General features: G+C 58.2%; 20 protein-coding genes, 1 tRNA gene and 2 pseudogenes. 13 read left to right on the top strand and 10 right to left on the bottom strand.

Annotated elements, in window-relative coordinates; genetic code table 11:
* The first annotated feature begins 95 nt into the window (after nucleotides 1-95).
* Nucleotides 96-857, top strand: coding sequence for an SDR family NAD(P)-dependent oxidoreductase (locus tag ACJ2A4_RS01985; RefSeq protein WP_408873402.1), 762 nt, complete (start codon nucleotides 96-98; stop codon nucleotides 855-857).
* 206 nt (nucleotides 858-1063) lie between these two features.
* Here the strand turns inward: ACJ2A4_RS01985 and ACJ2A4_RS01980 are convergent, their stop codons facing one another.
* Complete coding sequence (locus ACJ2A4_RS01980; RefSeq protein WP_408873401.1) at nucleotides 1064-2311, bottom strand: alpha/beta hydrolase; 1248 nt, start codon at nucleotides 2309-2311, stop codon at nucleotides 1064-1066.
* 431 nt (nucleotides 2312-2742) lie between these two features.
* On the opposite strand from ACJ2A4_RS01980, the pseudogene ACJ2A4_RS01975 reads away from it, so the two are divergent.
* Nucleotides 2743-3429, top strand: a pseudogene (locus tag ACJ2A4_RS01975) (IS5 family transposase).
* Here ACJ2A4_RS01975 and ACJ2A4_RS01970 read toward each other — a convergent pair.
* From ACJ2A4_RS01970 to ACJ2A4_RS01950, 5 genes are all read right to left on the bottom strand, one after another.
* Nucleotides 3400-3678, bottom strand: a complete 279-nt coding sequence (locus ACJ2A4_RS01970; protein WP_408873400.1) for an Arm DNA-binding domain-containing protein — start codon at nucleotides 3676-3678, stop codon at nucleotides 3400-3402. The pseudogene ACJ2A4_RS01975 and the gene ACJ2A4_RS01970 overlap by 30 nt on opposite strands.
* Before the next feature lie 114 nt (nucleotides 3679-3792).
* Nucleotides 3793-3883, bottom strand: a tRNA-Ser gene (locus ACJ2A4_RS01965).
* An 18-nt stretch (nucleotides 3884-3901) separates the two neighbouring features.
* Entirely contained in the window at nucleotides 3902-4558 is a 657-nt protein-coding gene (locus tag ACJ2A4_RS01960; protein WP_408874071.1) for a phosphoribosylanthranilate isomerase, read from the bottom strand.
* Complete coding sequence (gene pyrF / locus ACJ2A4_RS01955; protein ID WP_408873399.1) at nucleotides 4558-5268, bottom strand: orotidine-5'-phosphate decarboxylase; 711 nt, start codon at nucleotides 5266-5268, stop codon at nucleotides 4558-4560. The genes ACJ2A4_RS01960 and pyrF overlap by 1 nt, the downstream gene beginning before the upstream one ends.
* An 8-nt stretch (nucleotides 5269-5276) precedes the next feature.
* On the bottom strand, nucleotides 5277-5615 hold the full coding sequence (locus ACJ2A4_RS01950; protein ID WP_194259941.1) for a LapA family protein: 339 nt from the start codon (nucleotides 5613-5615) through the stop codon (nucleotides 5277-5279).
* 84 nt (nucleotides 5616-5699) lie between these two features.
* Here ACJ2A4_RS01950 and ACJ2A4_RS01945 point away from each other — a divergent pair, with 84 nt between their 5' ends.
* The 6 genes and pseudogenes from ACJ2A4_RS01945 to ACJ2A4_RS01920 all read left to right on the top strand — a co-directional run bounded on the left by ACJ2A4_RS01945 (nucleotide 5700) and on the right by ACJ2A4_RS01920 (nucleotide 13080).
* Nucleotides 5700-6071, top strand: a complete 372-nt coding sequence (locus ACJ2A4_RS01945; protein WP_408873398.1) for a hypothetical protein — start codon at nucleotides 5700-5702, stop codon at nucleotides 6069-6071.
* Between the two features lie 117 nt (nucleotides 6072-6188).
* Nucleotides 6189-6709, top strand: a pseudogene (locus ACJ2A4_RS01940) (protein-export chaperone SecB).
* Nucleotides 6710-6754: 45 nt separating this feature from the next.
* Nucleotides 6755-9847: a glycosyltransferase gene (locus tag ACJ2A4_RS01935; protein ID WP_408873397.1), complete on the top strand. Its 3093-nt coding sequence runs from the start codon at nucleotides 6755-6757 to the stop codon at nucleotides 9845-9847.
* A gap of 106 nt (nucleotides 9848-9953) precedes the next feature.
* Nucleotides 9954-11378, top strand: coding sequence for a M20/M25/M40 family metallo-hydrolase (locus tag ACJ2A4_RS01930; RefSeq protein WP_408873396.1), 1425 nt, complete (start codon nucleotides 9954-9956; stop codon nucleotides 11376-11378).
* Nucleotides 11379-11380: 2 nt separating this feature from the next.
* On the top strand, nucleotides 11381-12382 hold the full coding sequence (pdxA, locus tag ACJ2A4_RS01925; protein WP_408873395.1) for a 4-hydroxythreonine-4-phosphate dehydrogenase PdxA: 1002 nt from the start codon (nucleotides 11381-11383) through the stop codon (nucleotides 12380-12382).
* Nucleotides 12382-13080, top strand: coding sequence for a pyridoxine 5'-phosphate synthase (locus ACJ2A4_RS01920; RefSeq protein ID WP_408873394.1), 699 nt, complete (start codon nucleotides 12382-12384; stop codon nucleotides 13078-13080). Before pdxA ends, ACJ2A4_RS01920 begins: the two co-directional genes overlap by 1 nt.
* A gap of 44 nt (nucleotides 13081-13124) precedes the next feature.
* Here the strand turns inward: ACJ2A4_RS01920 and ACJ2A4_RS01915 are convergent, their stop codons facing one another.
* The gene (locus ACJ2A4_RS01915) at nucleotides 13125-13724 is read right to left on the bottom strand and encodes a hypothetical protein (RefSeq protein ID WP_408874070.1); all 600 of its coding nucleotides are present in this window, start codon (nucleotides 13722-13724) and stop codon (nucleotides 13125-13127) included.
* A gap of 188 nt (nucleotides 13725-13912) precedes the next feature.
* Here ACJ2A4_RS01915 and ACJ2A4_RS01910 point away from each other — a divergent pair, with 188 nt between their 5' ends.
* Nucleotides 13913-14137: a DUF3126 family protein gene (locus ACJ2A4_RS01910; RefSeq protein ID WP_011253749.1), complete on the top strand. Its 225-nt coding sequence runs from the start codon at nucleotides 13913-13915 to the stop codon at nucleotides 14135-14137.
* Nucleotides 14138-14141: 4 nt separating this feature from the next.
* On the opposite strand, the gene ACJ2A4_RS01905 is transcribed toward ACJ2A4_RS01910, so the two are convergent.
* Nucleotides 14142-14663 (bottom strand): DUF2939 domain-containing protein, encoded by a 522-nt coding sequence (locus ACJ2A4_RS01905; protein WP_408873393.1) that lies wholly within the window; start codon nucleotides 14661-14663, stop codon nucleotides 14142-14144.
* Between the two features lie 101 nt (nucleotides 14664-14764).
* Between ACJ2A4_RS01905 and ACJ2A4_RS01900 the strand changes: the two genes are divergently transcribed.
* The 4 genes from ACJ2A4_RS01900 to pyk all read left to right on the top strand — a co-directional run bounded on the left by ACJ2A4_RS01900 (nucleotide 14765) and on the right by pyk (nucleotide 18374).
* On the top strand, nucleotides 14765-15535 hold the full coding sequence (locus ACJ2A4_RS01900) for a HesA/MoeB/ThiF family protein (RefSeq protein ID WP_408873392.1): 771 nt from the start codon (nucleotides 14765-14767) through the stop codon (nucleotides 15533-15535).
* Nucleotides 15536-15543: 8 nt separating this feature from the next.
* Nucleotides 15544-15909: a hypothetical protein gene (locus tag ACJ2A4_RS01895; RefSeq protein ID WP_408873391.1), complete on the top strand. Its 366-nt coding sequence runs from the start codon at nucleotides 15544-15546 to the stop codon at nucleotides 15907-15909.
* Between the two features lie 84 nt (nucleotides 15910-15993).
* Entirely contained in the window at nucleotides 15994-16920 is a 927-nt protein-coding gene (locus ACJ2A4_RS01890) for an SH3 domain-containing protein (RefSeq protein WP_408873390.1), read from the top strand.
* Nucleotides 16921-16943: 23 nt separating this feature from the next.
* Nucleotides 16944-18374 carry a pyruvate kinase gene (gene pyk, locus ACJ2A4_RS01885; protein WP_062510514.1) on the top strand — a complete coding sequence of 477 codons (1431 nt, stop codon included), beginning with the start codon at nucleotides 16944-16946 and terminating at the stop codon, nucleotides 18372-18374.
* Nucleotides 18375-18422: 48 nt separating this feature from the next.
* On the opposite strand, the gene ACJ2A4_RS01880 is transcribed toward pyk, so the two are convergent.
* A complete protein-coding gene (locus tag ACJ2A4_RS01880) occupies nucleotides 18423-19304 on the bottom strand; it encodes a prephenate dehydrogenase/arogenate dehydrogenase family protein (RefSeq protein WP_408873389.1) in 882 nt (293 codons plus the stop codon).
* On the bottom strand, nucleotides 19301-20476 hold the full coding sequence (locus ACJ2A4_RS01875; RefSeq protein ID WP_408873388.1) for an HpnL family protein: 1176 nt from the start codon (nucleotides 20474-20476) through the stop codon (nucleotides 19301-19303). The genes ACJ2A4_RS01880 and ACJ2A4_RS01875 overlap by 4 nt, the downstream gene beginning before the upstream one ends.
* Nucleotides 20477-20519 lie beyond the last annotated feature (43 nt).

Genomic DNA, 20519 nt, shown 5'->3' with positions numbered 1-20519 from the left:
TACCTGCCCAGCCGTATAACCCATTCCGAATATCCGGTATTAAACTTACGACCCGGTCACTCCAGATGATGTCCTCGACATCACAGGAGGTTTGTATGGATCCGGAAAACACAGCAGGCAATTTTGCAGGCAAAGTCGCGATTGTCACCGGCGCTGCAAGCGGGATCGGTCGTGCGACTGTGGAGCTGCTTCATGCACGTGGTGCATCGGTGATCGCGGAGGACTGTGATCCCGGTGTCAATGCTCTTGCCCGGCCTGGTATCGTCCCACTCGTCGGGGACGTGACAGAAGAAGGCGCTGCCCGACTGGCCGTGGCAACGGCGGTCGAGCAGTTCGGTCAGCTGGATATTCTTGTGAACAATGCGGGCATTATCATCAACAAGCTGGTGGTGGACATGACTCCTGAGGACTGGGACCGCATCTTTGCCGTCAATATCCGGGGTGTGTTTCTGCATTCGCGCGAGGCGATGCGTGCGATGATCCCGAACGGGAGCGGCGCTATCGTCAATGTGGGCTCGTATGCCTGCTTCCAGACCTTTCCATCGATTGCAGCCTATGCTGCGTCAAAAGGGGCCCTTGCCCAGTTCACCCGGACACTGGCCGTGGAAGCAATTGGTCATGGGATCCGGATGAATGCGGTGGGCGCGGGAGATACCGTGACCAATATTCTCAATCATATTCATGCAGACGGCCCATCTGCCCTTGCGGATTATGGCAAACATGCTCCCATCGGACGTGCGGCTCGACCAGAGGAAATCGCCAGGGTGATCGCCTTTCTCGCATCCGACGAGGCCAGCTTCATGGTCGGGTCGATCGCCATGGCCGATGGTGGGAAAAGCGTAGTACTTCCCACCTGATCAGATCATTTTCGCTTTCGGCTCTCTCCCTGCTCGTCATGGCCATGTCTGTTTTGTGGAACGGGCTGTGATCGAGCGGATGACGGGGATGAGGCGCAAGCGGACCTGCTGCTTTTGTCCTATTCCGGACGTAGACATGCCTTACTAATGTTTCTGAAATCGGGCGCTGCCGAAACGAAACGGCTGCCAAGCTAAATGATCCAGGATCAGTTTCCTTGAGGCGTATAGTTCTGCCATAGCCATAACAGGGCTTCGGGCAATGTCTGCTCAATCGTGGGACCGTCCACATGACCAGCATTACGCGACAGAACGAACTGGTAATCATACCCTTTTGCAGACAGCACACGAGCCATGTTTTCGCTGGCCAGTACCCAGTCATGCATACCATCGGGCATGGCGGGAGCAGGATAGAACAGATCCCTGTCTCCTGCCTCGAACCAGAAGCGGATCGGCTTGCGCGGGGCATTGGGTATAAGGGCTGCACCGGGCTGACTGCCTGTTGCTGTCGGGTTGCCTGCCCATGGTGAATGATACTGCCACGCCCCACCCGGTATGCCATCAGCATGCGGCCATTGCTGGTTCGTCAGCGTAGGAGAATAGGCCAGTACACGGTGGTACAGTTCCGGATGGAACCATGCCATACCGAATGCCGCACCGCCACTCGAACTGATACCCATTGTGGCGCGACCATCAGGGTCATGGGTCAGGGCAACGCCGGCATGCTGCTGTACCAGCGGCAGGACCTCACGCTCAACCCATTCAGCATAAGTGCCTGACACCGTGTCATATTCCCGTCCACGCTCGCTACCCTGCGCATCCTGTCCGCCAGAACCGATACCAATCGCGATCAGGGGAGGGAGCCGATGGCTGGCGATCAGCACATCCAGGACTGCGAACAGGTCACGACCGGGATAAATACCATCCGTCCCGCCATCGCCGAATACAAGAAACGGTGCTCTGGTCCCTGGTTTGTACTGAACAGGCACATACACATCCACCTGTCGTATCCATGGACCCGAATGGCTTTCTGTCAGCCGCAGGTTGGACGGATCGCCGGGAGCGGAACGGGACGTGTAGATCGCGCCATTAGGACAGTTGTCGGGGTCGTCACGGACAATGCCAGGATTAAACAGGACGCTGTGTCCGGACTCCATGGTGAAGGATACAATCCGTCCGGAAGGCACATTTGCCGTCATGGCAAACTCGGGTGCAAACGGATGGGTCGGTCCCAGCACGAAATTACCATTGGCTGTGTCTGGCGGCACGGCTTTGTCGGGCAGATCGTGTGCAGATGGATAATGCGGGTTATGCGGATCACGCCGGGGCGACATACTGTCAGTCGTCAATGCAGAAAGATCAATGAAGAATGGTGCCAGGAGATGTGTTGTATTGGCGGTCGGCGGTGGCGGAATATGCAGGGACTGGCAATCGGCATGAGCGGGGAAAACAGGCATCGCAAGACAAACTGTCCAGACTGCCACGAAGAAGGAAACCGGTATTCTGAAGTCCAACGCCAAGAGTTTGTATCCCGTCCTGCATTAAAAACTGCGTCTCTAGGCAAGCACGATACCCGTTCCATATCCACCCTTCACAAAAGACTGTCCGGAAACATGTCTGACCAGCCATGGAGAAGTTTTTTAGTTTTTATGAAAAGCAGATAGGTGGCCCTCGTCCTCATGTCGGTCATTGGAACCGACTTCACATTTTCCCGAAACCTGACATAGCTACAAAGCGCCGTTCTCGATCAAGCTAGGTTGCAGAACAGACGAGACATATGATCCGAATATGTAACGTCTACGTAATAGACACTCGCGTTAGGCTCAGGACTCATTGATATGAGTGGCCGGATGTGATTCAGGCTCCTTGAGGAGACTGAAGATGGCAGATGGAGCGTCTGCGGCCCTTTTTCCCGAAGAGCCATGGCAAACCTCGCGTTGATGACCGTCGTGTGTTGAGTGGGATCATTTTCGTGAACAGAAATGGTCCGCATTGGCATGATGCATTCCGGGAATACGGTCCACACAAGACCCTCTCGGCAAGGCAGAGCCTCAGACGATCATGATTGATGCGGCCTATCTCAAAGCACTTCGCACAGCTTCTAGCCTGCGGTTAAAAAAGGGCTCCAGGTCATCTGATCGGGCGCACCAAAGGCGGGATGAATACGAAGCTGCATGCCGTCACCGACCGGATCGGACGTCCGCTCGACTTCTTCATGATAGCAGGACAGATCAGTGATGACACCGGTGTGGCTGCCCTTCTGGACGGTCTCCCACCAGATGAATGGATGCTGGCAGACCGAGGCTATGATGCTGACTGGTTCAGGGATGCCCTAGAGGAGAAAGGGATCAAACCCTGCATTCCGGGACGGAAACCCATAAAATATGACAAGCGGAAATGCAAAAGACACAACCGTATCGAGATCATGTTCGACAGGCTCAAGGACTGGAGACGGGTCGCAACACGCTATGACAGATGTCCCACCGTATTCTTCTCGGCAATCTGCCTCGCTGCAACCATCATCTTCTGGCTATCAGTCCTGAGCCTAGATGCGGTTGCGGCATTTTGTATTTAACAGGTCTGGAACCTGAAGATCTCGTCGGTATATCTCCCGCGCGCGCCTGGCATTGATAAGGCTGACCTTGGGATACGCACCGAAAGACAGAACCTTTTCCTTGCCTTCGAAGCGATATTTCAAGCGCCAGAGCTTTGTCCCGTTCGACTTTACCAGCAGATAGAGACCCTGCGCATCCCTGAGCTTATACGGTGATTCTTTCGGTGCGGCCTTGCGTACGGCGACGTCTGTCAGCACCGATACCCCCATTCACATTTCAGTTCATGGTTTGTTCTTGTCATTAATGGACACAAACCAGATGGAGGAAAAGGGCAGATTTGGCTTCCCTCGGCCAATAACGGTCACTAATGTTGAGGGTATCGCTGGCGGAGAGAGTGGGATTCGAACCCACGGTACGCTATTAACGTACACACGCTTTCCAAGCGTGCGCCTTAAGCCGCTCGGCCATCTCTCCTGTCGAGCGAGGCGGTGTTTACGAGAGCTTCCGCGTCAGATCAAGTCCCTTTCGGGCATTCTGGACAAATTTTTCAATAAGTTCGGAAGATTTATGGCCTGGTGACAACTCAACGCCCGAGGAAACGTCTACTGCCGGCGCTTGGCTTTCCTGTATGGCGCATTGGACGTTTAGCGGATTCAGTCCCCCGGCAAGCATCCAGAACGACGGAGGTGTCCAATTCCGGGTCAGGGACCAGTCGAACGTACGACCAAGCCCTCCAGGGCGGCAGTCCTGTTCCTGTTGCGGTGCTTCAATAACGTAACCTGCTAGTCGGGGATCAGTGGGGAGGTCGGATTGGCTGGCAATGCCACAGGCTCGCCAGACAGGACGTCCAAACTGCGACTGAATTTCCAGGCTGCGCGCTGGTGTGTCGTAAATCTGGAGAACATCCAGGGGCACTTTTTTCAAGGTCTGTTCGATCAGCCTGTTATCCGGCTTTACAAACAGACCAACGCGGGAAGGACCGCCTTCAGTCGAGACTGGCACGCTGTCGTGGAGAGCCAAAGCCTCGTCAGCAGTTACAAATCTGGGGGAGGCCTCACAGAAAACAAAGCCCACCCAATCAACCTTCAGGCGCGCACAGAGCTCCATCATTCGGGTGTCACGAATGCCGCAGATCTTGACACCCGTCATCATGCGCCAGCCAGTTCATCCATGATCGCTCTGGCGGCCTGCACCGGATCAGCCGCCTTTGTAATGGGCCTGCCTACCACGACCCAGTCTGCGCCCGCCCGGGCGGCCTGTGCAGGCGTCATGATGCGTTTCTGATCATCACTGGCAGTGCCAGCAGGCCGGATGCCCGGAACAACCAGAACGGGAGCATCACCCAGCGCATCCCTCAAAGACGCGATTTCATGGGCCGAACAGACCAGTCCATCCGCACCGGCCCTGATGGCCAGCTTTCCGAGCCTGACGACCTGCTCCTGAGGTGTGGCATCAACGCCGATTTCCTGAAGGCCGGCGGCGTTCATGCTGGTCAGAACCGTAACAGCCAGAAGTTTCGGACGTTCCGTTCCGTCCGGAAATGCTCTTTCGAGAGCCTCCCGGGAACGGGCAATCATTTCCGTACCACCACTGGCATGAATCGTTGTGAGGGCCGGGCGGAGCGGAGCAAGAGCAGAAAGGCCCGATGCAACAGTGTGGGGAATGTCGTGCAGTTTCAGGTCAAGAAACAGCTTGTGCCCTTCAGAGACCGTCTTCACCGCATCCAGCCCGCAGGCATAGGTAAATTCGAGCCCCAGTTTAATGGCGTCGACATCATCTTTGAGTTTTTCTGCCCAATGCAGCGTCTGGGATCGGGATGCCGTATCGAGGGCAGCAATGAGTTTTGTACGACGCAACATGTTGGCGCTCAGACCTTCTGCTCTGGCTGAACCGGGACCGTGCCGGGGAGGGGGGTGCCAACCGGGTTCTGAAGGCGATCCAGACGCTGATGAAGCTCCACAAGCTGGCTCTCCAGCGTGCGGACATGCTGCTCGGCGCGGCGGGCGCGCGAACGCTGCTGCATGTCACCGATCAGGCCGATCAGGAAGCCGAACAGAAGGGCGACAACGCCAACACCCAGCACGAGCGTCCCGATGGACAGATGCCAGCCGAAAGACACAAGCCAGATGGGTTCCAGATCCGTATTGCTCAAGGCAAAAACGATCAGGACCGCGAGAAGAACGACGAGGATGAGCAGTCTGAGCATAAACATGGTCCTATCGTGCTACCTGCAGCGCAACAAGACGTGCGGGCAGGAAGATTGATTCCCTGTCAGCAATCATGATGTCCTGTGCAGGCGGCATCATGCGCCGGTGCTGACATTGCGCAGGATGGCGATATCATTCCCAACGTATCACCGAAAGGGATCGCGGTGTCTGAAATCATTCCATTACGTCCGGCTCTTCCGAAAAGTGATACGTTCTGGGCCGTTCTTGCGTCGCAGGGAAAACGCACGGTCATCGCGAACATCTACACGACACAGAAGGAGGCTGAGGCGGACCGACAGTGGCGTGTCGGGCAGGTCAGTGCCTACAGCGTGTTTCTGCGGACCGAAAAACAGGACGTCCCTGTATACCGGATCGAGAAGATAAAACGTGCGGATCTTCCACGAAACTGGAGGCCACTTCCGGCACTGGGAATGCTGCGTGGCAGGCTCATCTGAAAATCGCCCCGCTGGTCAAAACACAAACATCGTGACAGACTGCCTGATGCCACATTTCCTTGCATTTCAGTGCAATACGAAATGAATGATTTGATGACCGCATGAGGATGCAAGCCAATGGATCAAACATATACCGACACCGTGACAGGCAGTTCCGAAGGCCTGGATGTTACAGATTCCCAGCCTTCTTCCTCATCTCTCATCGTTGGTTCGCAGTATCTCCGGGCCATGTCCATTGATGTGCAGAACACCCCGGACGTCTATAGGGATCTTCCCTCACAGCCTCATATCGGAATGACGGTTGATGTTACGGGACGCCAGCTCGGAGATCAGCCAACATTCGAAGTCAGCCTTGTCATCCGGGCACAGGGTCTGGAGAACGCCCCTACACAGGAGGCTCCCAATCCGAAGGTCCTCTATGAAATCAGCCTGGCCTATGCAGGGCTGTTCGGTCTGACAGGACGTATTCCGCAGGAAGCGGTTGAACCCCTGCTGCTGGTTGAAGCTCCGCGCTTCCTGTTCCCCCGGCACGCAGCGCCATGCTGAATACCGTCCGTGAGGCCGGTTTTCCGTCTCCCAACATCCAGCCCATAGACTTTCATGCGCTCTGGCAGAGCCGACGGGCACAGCAGCGGTAAAGAGCATATCCGTTCTGCAGGCAGCTCCAGAGGGACCCAGCATCAATGAAAGATCATATCCTTGCATCCCCGGCTTTTGCGGGTGATCGGCCGCCCCTTTGGGCAGCGTTTGATGCAGAATGGTACCGCACCCGCTATGGACTGCGCCTGCGTGAGGAAGCCAAGGAGAGCGGAGAAGCTTCGGAACTCGATCTGAGCGACGAAGGACTGGAACGTCACTGGAAAAAGAAGGGAGCCAGAGCCGGGCTGTCTCCCAACCGTTTTTTCGACGAGGAATGGTATCTGCGCCAGAACCCGGATGTCCGCGAGGGCATCAGTCTGGGGATTTTCGACAGTGGCTTCCTGCATTACTGCGAAAGCGGTTTCCGAAGCCGCTCGCCGCACTGGCTTTTTTCCGAAGAAAACTACTTCAGCTGTAATCCGGATCTGAGCCCGCATGTCCTTGCATCGCAGGGGTTCTGTAATGGCTATGACCATTATCTTGCGATAGGCGATCAGGAACACCGCAAGTCCCACGCTTTCTTCGATCCTGAGGTCTTTCGGTCCGCCAGCATGGCCGAAAGACAGCACTATGATTTCGGGATCGGTGATTTTGTTCAGTTCATCCGGTTTTCGGCAGCTGGGAGGCGGCGCAGTTCCTGGTATTTCGATCCGAAATGGTACCTCGAACGCTACCCGGATGTTGCGGAGGCTCTGGAAAACAACAGATATCAGAGCCCGCTTCACCATTATCTGACCAATGGCAATCCGACAGCTTACGATCCCAATCCGTGGTTCAGCGAAGCCTTTTATGCCGAAAAATATCCGGATGTGGGCAATATCGTTGCTCAGGGTGGCTTCCGGAACGGATACGAACATTTCGTCCGTTTTGGTATCACCGAACAGCGCCAGCCTCAGGCCGACGTCGATCTGGCCAGCTTCCTGAGGCGAAGCGGTATCCAGCGCCAGCTCCGCCGTCCGGACATCCCTGACATCTTTACGCTCTGGATCCAGTCCCAGGGAAACCCGCTGGAAGAGACCGTAGCAGAGATTCCGGAAAAGCAGTGCCAGTTGCTGGATTTGCACAGAGCACAGACGCTTATTCCCTCACTCGTGCGGGAACCACTGGATTTCCGTCCTGTGACCCTGCCGAACGTGACTGTTATCATACCGGTCTCAAACCAGTTTCAGGAAACACTCTCCACCCTTGCTGCCCTTTATGCGAACAGCGACCGAAGCCTGCAGATCGTTCTGATCGACGCAGGATCCACTGATGAAACGGCCCAGATCGAGCGGTTTGTCCGTGGGATCCACATTATACGGCCGCCCTATCGCACGACCCATGCCGAACAGATCGGGCTCGGACTTGAACTTGCGCGTGCAGACATTGTCCTGTTGCTTCCAGCCGGCGTCCAGCCGTTTCCCGGAAGCCTGAAAACTGCTCTGGAAGCATTTGCAGATCCCGAAATCTGGGCGGTGGGTGGCCAGTCTCTGGGACTGGACGGCAAGGTTCGGGAAGCGGGCAGCGTCCTGTGGAGAAACGCGACTTTCACACCGTTCGGGAAGGGCTTGCGGGCCAACGAACCTGAAATTGCGTTCCGGCGATGGGTGAACGGCTTTACCGGTGGACTTTTGTTCTGCCGGCGCCTTGCCCTGCGTGAACACAGCCAGCTGAATCCTGTCTGTATCGGCCCGGAAGCCGAGATGCTCGCAATCTGCTGCTCATTGCGTCAGGCCGGTGGTAAAATCCTGTATGATCCGGATGTGCTCGACCGGTCGGCAGCAGAACCGGAAATCGCCCCGGAACTGCGTGTCCGCAATAAATCCTGGCTGAAACGTCGGTTTGCAGGACTGCTGTCGAGACAGCCGCTGCCAGGCACCAATATCATGCGCGCCCGGTCTGCATGCGGTTCGCCGGGAATCCTGTTCCTGTGCGAAAGACTGCCCCATACCGTTCTGGGCACACCTTATCTCCGGCATCGCGATATGATGATCGGTCTCAGCCAGCTCGGATATCAGGTGACCGTTTTCCCGCTGGATGGAAGCCTCCATGACTGTGTCGCTACAGCTCTGGATTTTCCGCCGGACATCGAACTGATGGACGATTGTGACCTGTCCGAACTGCCGGATTTTCTGCAGGAACGCGCAGGGTGCTTCGACTACGTCTGGATCGGCAGTACGAAAACACTTCAGCGTACAGGCCCGATCCTGCAAAACCACGCAAAGTGCCTGCCCAGACTGGGAATGGTGGTGGACGTCCACGGAAGTCATTCTGCGGAATCCTATTACCGCAGACTTGTGGGGACGGTGGACAATCGCGAACTCCTTCTCGATGATCTGGAACTTGATATCGATCAGGCCTGGCTGACACAGTCCGTGGTCGTCGGTACAGCAGATGAAAAGGCCAATCTGCAAACGCTTGGCCTGACCAATGTCTGTGTGCTGGGCGCACCTCCCATTCCGACAGTTCTGTCTCCCTCATTCAGTGAACGTACTGGCATCCTGCTTGTTCTGCCTGTCCATGCCAGTGGCGATGCGGTGCATGATGGCCTGCACTGGTTTGTCCATGAGGTCCTGTCAAAACTGGATCGCAACCTGCCGCCGGAAGCAACTGTTCTTTTGGCAGGTTATCGGGCCGAGAAGATCGATCTTTCTGCATTCACGAGATATCGGCGGCTGGAAGCTTTTCCGGACGAGACCGATTTGCAGGCGCTCTACAGATCGCGCCGCATTCTTGTCGAGCCGTCGCGTGTGCTGGCAGCCGCGCCCCGTGAGGTGCTGGATGCGGCCGCGGCCGGGTTACCCGCTGTGGTCTCGGAAACTGTCTGTCAGACGCTGGGCCTGGAAGACGGGAAAATGTGTCTGTCGGGCGGTTTTTGTGATCCAAACAGGTTCGCTCAAGCCATAATCCGTCTGTATACGGACATGGATCTGTGGGATACGATCAGCCATGATGTACAGGAACGGATGCGCGATGAAGCCGCCCATTCCGGCTTTTATGACGGACTGAAAGAGGTTCTCTCCGTTGCAGTTGGAACCACGCCTCTTGCAGCTTCGACGGTACCGCTGCGTCATCACAAGATATCCGAGGCCGACGCCAGGTTTGCTCCGGCTCCGATCCGACTTCAGCCCCGTCGGATGACTGTCAGCAGTGATTGATTGAGAAAAAGACAATGGCCATGAGGCGACGCGCGAGGACGACAGCCAGTTTGTCAAAATTTTCGCGCTGCCTTCCGGCCTCAGGCAACTGAATATGGAAAACAAGATGACTGCCACTTCCGAGAAACTTGATACCGTTCTCCAGAATGTCGACGCTCATCTCGACGCTTCGGTCTCACGCCTCTTCGAAATTCTCCGCATTCCGAGCATTTCCACCCAGCCTGCACATGCAGCAGATTGCCGGAAAGCGGCAGAGTGGATGCAGCGGGAACTCAAAGAGCTCGGAATGACGGCTGATATCCGGGACGTCCACTGGGCTGCTCCAGGGCATCCGATGGTTGTTGGCCATGAAGGGGTTGCAGGGGATAAGGATCATCGACCGCACGTCCTGTTCTACGGCCATTATGACGTCCAGCCGACGGACCCGGAAGCGCTGTGGAACGCGCCTCCCTTCGAGCCGCGGCTGGTCGAAGATGCCACAGGTCGCAAGGTCATCGTCGCGCGCGGGGCAAGCGACGACAAGGGTCAGGTCATGACCTTCCTGGAAGCCTGCCGCGCCTGGAAACAGGTAACGGGTTCACTCCCGGTCAGGGTCAGTGTTCTTCTGGAAGGTGAAGAGGAATGTGGCGGTGCGAACCTGCTCCCGTTCCTCAAGGAAAATGCGGCCGAGCTGAAAGCAGACGTGGCGCTTGTCTGTGATACGGGCATGGCAGATCGCAAAACGCCCGGAATCACAACATCCCTGCGCGGCATGATGGCTGAGGAAGTGGTCATCCAGTGCGCCAGCCATGACCTGCATTCCGGTCTGTATGGCAATGCTGCGGCCAACCCGATTGCCGTTCTCTGTCAGGCCCTGGCAACGCTGAGGAACGCGGAAGGAGGCGTAACGCTGCCCGGCTTCTATGATGGCATCCAGGATCCGGCGCCTGCGACGCGGGCACAGTGGAGCAAGCTGTTTCCCGATGACCGGTCCCTGCTGGAAGAAGCAGGGCTGTCGGTCGCGGCTGGCGAAAAGGGTTATAGCGCCATCGAACAGACATGGTGCCGCCCAAGCTGTGAAATCAACGGGATTTCCGGCGGCTATGAAGGCGAGGGGTTCAAGACGGTTCTTCCTGCAAAGGCCATGGCAAAGGTGTCTTTCCGCCTTGTGCCAGGGCAGGACCCTGACCGCATCCGTGAAACCTTCCGCGCCCATATCCGTGCAGCCCTGCCTTCTGATGCTCACGTGACCTTCACAGGCCATGGCGGTTCGCCGGGCTTTGAAGTCTCCCGTGACAGCCGCTTTCTGACACCTGCACTGAAAGCCCTGACGGATGAATGGGGCGTCCCCGCCGCAACCGTGGGCTCCGGTGGCTCCATCCCGGTCGCAGGTGAAGTCCGGGATGCACTGGGACTGGATGCCCTGATGATCGGTTTTGCCCAGAATGACGACCGGATCCATTCTCCGAACGAACAGTACGGACTGGATTCCTTCCATAAAGGTATCCGCTCATGGGTGCGGGTGCTTGCGGCACTGGCAGACGCAGGCTGACGATGAAAACCCCGAAACCGCTTGCCCTGACGCTGGGAGACCCGGCCGGGATCGGATCTCAACTCGCGGTCGAGGCATGGCGAAGGCTGCGGCTTTCGGGGGAGGGAACATTTTTCTGGCTGGGTGATCCACGGTTGGTGGAAAGTGCAGTTCCGGTCAGCTGCATCGATAGCCCAGAGGAGGCAGGCGCCGTTTTCAGTGACAGCCTGCCTGTCCTGCCGGTATTCTGTGAAGCGGATGTCGTCCCGGGGCAGCCAAACTCCCGTAACGCCGAGGCGACGATCAGCAGCATCCGTCTGGCGGTTGAATATGCGCTCGCAGGGCAGGCCGGTGGTGTGGTGACAAACCCGATCGCCAAGCATGTTCTGGCTGCTGCCGGCTTCCCCTATCCAGGGCATACGGAATTCCTGGCGGCCCTTTGCGACTGTCCCGGGGAAGAAATCATGATGCTGGCCTCACCACAGCTCAAGGTCGTGCCCGTGACGGTTCATGTGTCGCTACGGCGGGCCTTGGACACGCTGACGACCGATCGCATCGTGAGTGTGGCAAAGGCTGCGAATACAGCTCTGAAGCGGGATTTCGGCATTTCGTCACCCCGGCTGGCGATTGCGGGACTGAACCCCCATGCCGGCGAACATGGCATGATGGGCGACGAGGAAACAACAATCATCCAGCCCGCCATCGACAGGCTTCGGGCTCAGGGCATCAACTGTCAGGGTCCTCTGCCGCCGGATACGATGTTCAGCGCCAATGCCCGGCCAAATTATGATACCGCGATCTGCATGTATCATGATCAGGCGCTCATTCCGCTCAAGACGCTCGATATGGCAGAAGGCGTGAACGTGACCCTTGGCCTGCCGATCATCCGCACGTCACCGGATCATGGCACCGCTTTCGATATTGCAGGGCCTGTGACAGGTTCTTGCCGGGCCGATGTGTCCAGCCTTCTGGCCGCCATCCGTCTGGCTGGCGAAATGAGTCTCTATCGGGAAAGGAGAGGGTGATGATCCGTCTTGGAGTAAATATCGATCACGTCGCCACACTGCGAAATGCCCGGGGCGGCACATTTCCGGATCCCGTAAAGGCCGCCGAACTCGCCATTGCGTCAGGCGCTGACGGGATCACAGCCCATCTGCGCGAAGACCGCCGGCATATCCGGGACGCAGACATGCCGCGCCTTAAGGCTCTGTCCGCCCCGCTGAATTTCGAGATGGCCGCAACCGATGAGATGGTCAGGATCGCCTGCGACCTGCGTCCGCATGCCTGCTGTCTGGTTCCGGAGAAACGTCAGGAAGTCACGACAGAAGGCGGGCTGGATGTCACAGGACAGCGGGAGGCCCTCGCACCCCGGATTGCCCGGCTGAAAGACGCCGGAATCCGGGTCTCTCTGTTCATCGACCCTGATGCCCGTCAGATCGAGACTGCGGCGGCTCTGGGTGCACCCGTGGTGGAACTTCATACCGGGGCCTATGCGCATGGAGGCGCGCATGAACTGGAGCGCCTGCAGGCGGCGGCTGACACCGTCGCGGCATGTGGGCTGGAACTCCATGCCGGGCATGGACTGACCTATGCCAATGTCGGGCCTGTTGCCGCGCTGCCCGGCCTTGCCGAGCTCAATATCGGACATTTCCTGATCGGACAGGCGATTTTCGATGGTCTCGGACCCGCAGTCCGAAAAATGAAAAACCTGATCAACAGCTGACAAAAAAAGGCCGGGATAGAAACCATCCCGGCCTTTTTTGAGGCTTACTTGACCGGCTGGATAACCGGCTGCGTATCGTCGTTCGTGAACTTGGGAACGTATTTCCCGGACTGGTCGGAATAGGTAGCTGTCCCACTCTGCGCCGGCGTACGCGGCGGATGGAAACCGGAGACGGGACCGAAGGGGCCACCATTCACACGACGCATCGTGGACTCACGCTGACGGGCACAGCCGCGGGTGATGATGGAGCAGATGCCGTCTGTTCCGATATATTCGTCGTCATTGCCGGTGTAATGCACTTCGGAGACCCGGTCATGATCCATGCGGACCAGCATGCGGCATGCCGTCCCACCGCCACCAAATGCAGACTGGTAGATGCGGATGGCAGACTGGACAGGGATGAAACCGGAATCCGATGGCATCGTCGGAAGAGCCTTGCTTCCGTCATACTGCCAGATCTCGGTTGTATCGTTCAGCTTCTTCGTGGAAGCCGGAATACCGGCGCAGGCCTGAAGATCATAGCTCGTCATGCCAACCATTTCGTACTGTGCCTTGTGAGCACTGCGGGAATCGAAATAGCCACATCCCGAGAGGGCCGCGGTCGCCGTCAGGGCAACGACCATCCGTGTGAAAACCGGGCGCATCATGTCTCCTTTGCGCATCAGGGGGAGCAGACTGCAGACCCGGAACAATTCATGACGAACAGGTCACAATCAGATGTGAAGTGTCCTGTTTCTACAACACCATCCCGGACGGGGATAGAGGAGGCGGGTTCCTTTGTGCCGGATGATGGGTTACAGGGCAGTTCCCTTGCAGCACAGGAATGCCATCAATGGCCGACATGACTCCATCCGAGGTGACACGCCTCCAGACCACGCTCCAGCGCCTGCTGGGCTCTCCGAAACTGACCGTCAACAAGCCCAGCCGCAAGGGCATGAGCGTTGAACTGGCCGTAGCTGGGGAAGTGATCGGCACGGTGCACCGTGACGAGGACGAGGGCGAAGTGTCCTACGCCATCCACATCACGGTTCTGGAAGAAGACCTTCCGGCCGCCTGAGTTTTCAGGCGGCGTGAGCCGGAGCAGGCATCTCGAATCGCGTGATTTTCCAGCCCCAGTGCTCAAACTTCATGTGCAGGACGAACGGTGTCTGTCCCGGCTGGTCCAGGCTCGCCTCGAATTTACCCGCGCTGACGAAATGGGCGTGCATGGAATGCCACATCCCAAGCCAGCTCGCTGTTGGTGCACTGTGAGGCATCACCTGATGGGCCGTCGTCATTAGCGTGGCTGGCGTGAGGTGCGTGTCGATCGCATTCGAGACAACCTGACCCGCAAATGAACTTCCAAAACCCGGAAGATCGTCATCAGCTGGCGCTGCGGGCGTGAACTGTTCTTTCAGGCAATGACTTAGCGACGCCCAGTCCACATGCGGAGCAAGGCGTGATGGATTGTTCCCGCTCATCGCCCGGTCGATATCCCACAGAGCCAGATATGGCGACACCGCATAGGCTGCCAGAACAGCACCGGCACTGACTTTAAGTCCCTGCCATGCGCGCGGCATGACCCTGCGAAAACCGTTTTTCATGATGACTTCTCTGTTCGGGTCCTGTGAGACACCAGGACAGTGATGGATGATAGTGACGCTAACGTCTTTCACCCGTGAAAGTCAGCAATTATCATCATGTCATGGACATGAATTTTTCCGATCAGGAACTGGAGCGGTATTCCCGCCACATTCTTCTGCCTCAGGTCGGAGCGACAGGACAGGCGCGACTGCGAAAAGCCGCCGTTCTTGTGGTCGGAGCCGGTGGTCTGGGCGTCCCGCTGCTTCAGCAGCTTGCCGCGTCAGGAGTCGGGCATATCGGGATCATCGATCATGACCGGGTGGATCTCAGCAATCTCCAGCGTCAGATTCTTTACGGCACGGACGATATCGGCCGCCCCAAGGTCGAAGCGGCCGCAGCCCGGCTTGCAGCGCTCAATCCGCTGGTGGAGCTCCGCCCTTATCCAATGCAGGCGACGGAGACGACACTGGATGAACTCGTCCCGCACTATGACCTGATCTGTGACGGCACGGATAATTTTGACACACGGCTGGCAGTCTCCGACGCCTGCGTCCGTCATGGACGTACTCTGGTCTCAGGCGCAGTGCAGGGATTTTCTGGACAGCTTGCTGTTTTCCGTCCCCAGAAAGGCGGTCCCTGCTATCGCTGCCTGTTTCCCGACGCCGCGCGGACATCCGCTCCAAATTGTGGAGAGGCAGGCGTTCTGGGAGCGGCAACCGGTGTCATGGGAAGCCTGATGGCCGTTGAAGTCGTGCGGGAGATCATCGGACTGGAAGGTCGGGACGAGACACGCGTGTCCATGTGGGACGCCCTGTCAGGCACGTTACAGAGCTTCGTGCTGCACCGGGACCCGTCCTGTCCGGCCCATCATGAAAAGGGCTCGTTGGCATGAGTTGTCCCATGTTCCTGACGCTGGGCGACGATTCATGGCAGCGTGCCCATTATGCGCTCATCGTCGCAGCTGGAGGCCTGTCGCTTGGGCGGAATGTCACAATCTTTGCCGGAGGACGCAGTGTACTGGCTTTTGCGAAGGACTGGTCCGCGCTTCAAGGCGTGCGTCCTGACTCCGAACTCGTCGCCCACGGCGTAGCGGGCTTCAGTGAGCTCCGGGGTGCCGTCATGGAACTCGGCGCAGACGTGATGGCCTGTGAGACCGGCCTGAAACTGGCCTCGCTGTCTCCAGCGGACCTTCTGGACGGTGTTTCAGTTGCGGGAATTGTCAGCTTTCTCGAACTGGCGGGAGACAATCCCATCCTTGCGCTGTAAGTTGCCCCCAAACATACGATTTTAAGATGTCTTTCCCGTTTTGATGACTTGCCGAAACTCTCGGCCCTTGGCAGGGATGCGCTCATGAGAATGTCTGTCTTCCCTCTGCGTCCTGCCAAAGGCCATTCCGCTCTTCTTCGCGCGCTTCTGGCCGGCACGGTCCTGTTCGCCGCTCCGGGCGCCTGGGCTGCCCATCACCACAAGAAGCATGGGGAAACGGCCGAAAAAACCGCAGACAAGCATGCGCCTGCCAAAAAACATCACAAGGCAGAAGCAGCGAAACCCGCGACATCAGGCGCAAAGCACAAGGCAGCGCATCATTCCGCCCTGAAGCATGCCGCTCCCGCAGTCGCGGCCGGCGCGGCCGCCGGTGCGGCCGGTGCCGCGGCAGGGGCAGCGGCCCAGCCTGCGACCCCGGCAGCTCCGCCTGCACCCGAAAATACGGACAAGGGCAGCAATACGGGCCTGCCATTGCCCCGCTATGCCGCACTGAGGGCCGACAAGGTCTATATGCGTCGTGGTCCCGGAGACCGGTATCCGATCGACTGGGTCTATCATCGCCGTGGCCTGCCTGTGGAAATTGAGCGTGAGTTCGATGTCTGGCGGCTTGTGGAAGATTCCGACGGCCAGAAAGGCTGGGTCCATCAGGCAACGCTTTATGGCAGCCGGACCTTTGTCATCCCCGGCCTTCCTCCCGAAGGTGTGAAGGCGCAGGCGGGAGAGGCCAGTGCGCAGGCAGGGGACCATATCGGTAAGGCCGATGCCCGTATTCTCGCCCGTGTCGCTACCCAGGAAGAAGCACGAGCACATAAAAATGATGTGCTCCTCATGAGCCATCCGGAAGAAGATAGCAGCGTCATCGCGGTGCTTGAGCAGGGAACAGTCGGCAATATCAAGCTGTGCCCGCAGAACTCTCAATGGTGCCGTGTCAGCGTGAAAGGCTACGAAGGCTGGCTGCCACGCCGTCTTTTCTGGGGACTGCTCCCCGGCGAGACGATTCAACCAAACTGATTTTTCGATCGAGGACGCCGTATATGACATCCAGTTCCCATCACCGCCGCACGCGGATCGTCGCTACTCTGGGTCCGGCCTCATCCTCGCCCGAGATGATTCTTTCCCTTGCGCAGGCAGGCGTGAACGTCTTTCGCCTCAATTTTTCCCATGGCGCGCACGAGGACCATGGTGAGCGTCACGCCGCCATCCGGGCTGCGGAAGAGAAGGTCGGTCATCCACTGGCCATTCTGGCAGATCTGCAGGGACCGAAACTGCGCGTCGGTGTGTTCGAAAACGGTCCGGTCATTCTTGAGGAAGGCAAGCCTTTCCGTCTGGATCTGGACCGCACACCGGGCACGACCGAGCGTGTCTGTCTGCCGCACCCTGAAATTATTTCCGCTGCAAAGCAGGGAAGCCATCTCCTGCTGGATGATGGCAAGCTCAAGCTGCGCGTCACGAATGTCGGGGAAGGTTTTCTCGAAACAGTTGTCGTAATCGGTGGCAAGCTCTCCGAGCGCAAGGGCGTCAATGTTCCGGACGTCACCCTGCCCATTCCGGCCCTGACCGAGAAGGATCGCCGTGACTTCGATTTCGCGCTGTCGCTTGGCGTGGATTTCGTAGCGCTCTCCTTCGTACAGCGCCCGGAAGACGTTCAGGAAGCCCGCGAGATCGCAGCAGGTCGCGCAGCGATCGTGACGAAGCTCGAGAAACCGCAGGCCATGGACGATCTGGCGGCCATCGTGCATCTGTCGGACGCCATCATGGTGGCTCGTGGCGATCTGGGCGTGGAACTCCCGCCGGAGGAGGTGCCCGTTGCCCAGAAGCGTGCCATTGCCGAAGCCCGCAAGCAGTGCCGTCCGGTCATCGTGGCAACACAGATGCTGGAAAGCATGATCGAAAGCCCGACCCCGACCCGGGCCGAAGTCTCTGACGTGTCCAATGCCGTTTATGATGGTGCTGATGCGGTCATGCTTTCAGCCGAAAGTGCAGCAGGCAAATATCCGCTTGAAGCCGTCTCGATGATGGCCCGGATTGCGGCACGGGTTGAGCAGGATCACGAATGGCGTATCCGCATGGACCGTCTGCGTCCCGTACCGGACGAGAGTGTTCAGTGCGCAATTGTTCAGGCCGCCTGGCAGGTCAGCCGGACGCTGCATGCAGGCGCCATTGCGTCGCATACGCGTGGTGGCGGCGGGGCCATGCGCATGGCCCGCGAGCGGCCCCATTGCCCGATCATCGCTCTGACGCCGGAACTGGACGTCGCACGGCGCCTGTGCGTCGTGTGGGGAACATTCCCGCATGTCGTGGATCGTGAGCAGACGGCTCACGGCATCGAGGACCTTGCTGGCCCGGCCGCCGATCTGGCGCGCAGCATGAAGTTCTGCAAGACGGGCGACCATGTTTTGGTTCTGGCAGGTCTGCCATACGGTCATTCCGGCAGCACGAACACCCTGCGGGTCGTCACGGCCTGAATCCCTATCTGCTGCGGGAGCATGCTCCCGCAGCAATGATATTCCGTATCAGGCCTGACGGTTTTCAATCAGGGTCCGCCGGATCGCACGTCCACGCTCGATCCGGCTTATGATACCGGCTTCATCGCCCTTACGGATCGCATCCGCCATCGCCTGCGTATCGGCTACGAACCTGTCGAGCGTGCCCAGAAGGGCCTCGCGGTTGGCAAGAAAAATATCCCGCCACATCACCGGATCCGAAGCAGCAATCCGTGTAAAATCGCGAAAACCCGAGGCTGCATAATCCAGCACGGCGGCACGAAGTTCATCAGAAAGATTGTCGGCCGTATCACAGATCGTGAAGGCCAGCAGATGCGGCAAATGGCTGACCATGGCACAGATCCGGTCATGCTCGTCATCAGTCAGGATCTTCGTACGGGCGCCGCACAGCGTCCAGAGCTTCTCGATCGTCGTAATGGCGTTCTGATCTGCGCCCTCGGGCGGTACCAGGAGTGCCCACCGATCTTCGAACAGCGTTGAAAAGCCCGCATCCGGGCCGGAATGCTCCGTTCCCGCCATCGGGTGCCCCGGGACGTAAGCCACGTTTTCGGGCAATATCGCCGTGATCTTCGGTCCAAGCTGACCGCGGACGGATGCCACATCCGTCAGAATGCTGCCTGACTTCATATGCGGAAGAAGCTGCCGGGCAACCTGTTCCACCGCGCCGACTGGCACGCAGATCATGACGCAGTCCGCCTGCGCAGCCTCAGCCAGATCAGCTGTCGTGACATCGGCGATATCAAGCTCACGCACCCGCTCAAGGACGCGGGAACTTGTATCCGCTGCAATCAGGGTTTCAGCAATGGTGCCTGTTTCCCGGGCACGGCGAAGGACGGATGATCCGATGAGGCCCGGACCAATAACCGCAAGAGACCTGAAAAGTGGTGTCATAGGACTCTTGGAGCCGTGACAAAGGAATTGTCGTCGGGCTTCTTGCCGTCCCGAGACGTCGCTTCTTTCTTGATGTTGCCAGCGAGCGCCGTCACAGCCGGAGCAATAACCTTCTTCCGGGCGGGCGCAGGAGCGGGCTCGCTCTTCTTCGCAGAGCCGTTGCGCTCGTGACGAAGGCGACGCATTTCAATGATCTGCCAGACCAGCAGGACCGGAATGCCGATCAGGATGTCGCGTCCACGGCGCAGAAGCGAAAGACTGAGGGAAATCTGGGCATCAATCCCGAAGATCATGCCCAGCGCGACATACGCGGCTTCCTGCACGCCGAGAGCGCCCGGCACGAGAAAACCGGCCGACATGATGCCACAGACCACACCTTCAATGGCGACGGAGGAGAAAAATCCGACATGGGCCCCGAGAAGCTGGAGGGCCAGCCACGTCATGGCTGCACTACCCATCCAGCATAGCAGGTGGCAGAATGCGCCGAGGGAAATCCTGTCCGGACGGCTCCAGAGGTCTTCGAGTCGTGCCTGGAAGGTTTCGGTATTGCCGATCAGGGCAGCACGCCATTCCGATGCGATATGGCGCCCGAGAAAAGCCGCGGCTCTGCGGATCATGGCGCCGCCGCGATGCTGGGTCCAGATAAAGCCCGCAATACCCAAGCTCAGCAGCACCATGCCACCAATCAGTGGCCAGACGAATTTCCCGGCACCATGATGACCGATCAGACAGAGAAGGGCGATCAGGACGAAGGCGATCTGTCCCAGCACTTCTGTCGTGATGTCCACCAGATTGGCTGCTACGCCTTCCGGCCAGTGCAGCTCTTCCCCTTCGCTGGTGCGCGGATCAACACCGGCGAGTGTGGCGCGGACACCAATGACCATTCCGCCAAGCTGGGAGAAGGGGAGACATGCCCCGGCGCTGTCACGAACCAGACGTGCTCCGATCAGGCGTCGTACGCCCAGCATCGGCACCGCTGCATGCCATGCAATTCCAAGGCCCACATCGATCAGGAGCTGGAAGGCCGCCAGAAGCAGGAAGCCGCCGACCCCGACTTTAGAGAGCGCTTCCATGACGGGATGGATACCCGCCTTGGCCGCGATAAAGGTGAACAGGGCCACCCCAAGAAGGGAAAGGAGAACTGGGAGAGTTTTTTTCAACGTCTTCGTCACATGCCGTTTGCACACGCTCTATCGCACACAGGGTGAATATTCC

This window comes from Gluconobacter roseus (assembly GCF_046058915.1).
Classification (GTDB): domain Bacteria; phylum Pseudomonadota; class Alphaproteobacteria; order Acetobacterales; family Acetobacteraceae; genus Gluconobacter; species Gluconobacter roseus_A.
This window is presented reverse-complemented; position numbering and strand designations above follow the sequence as displayed.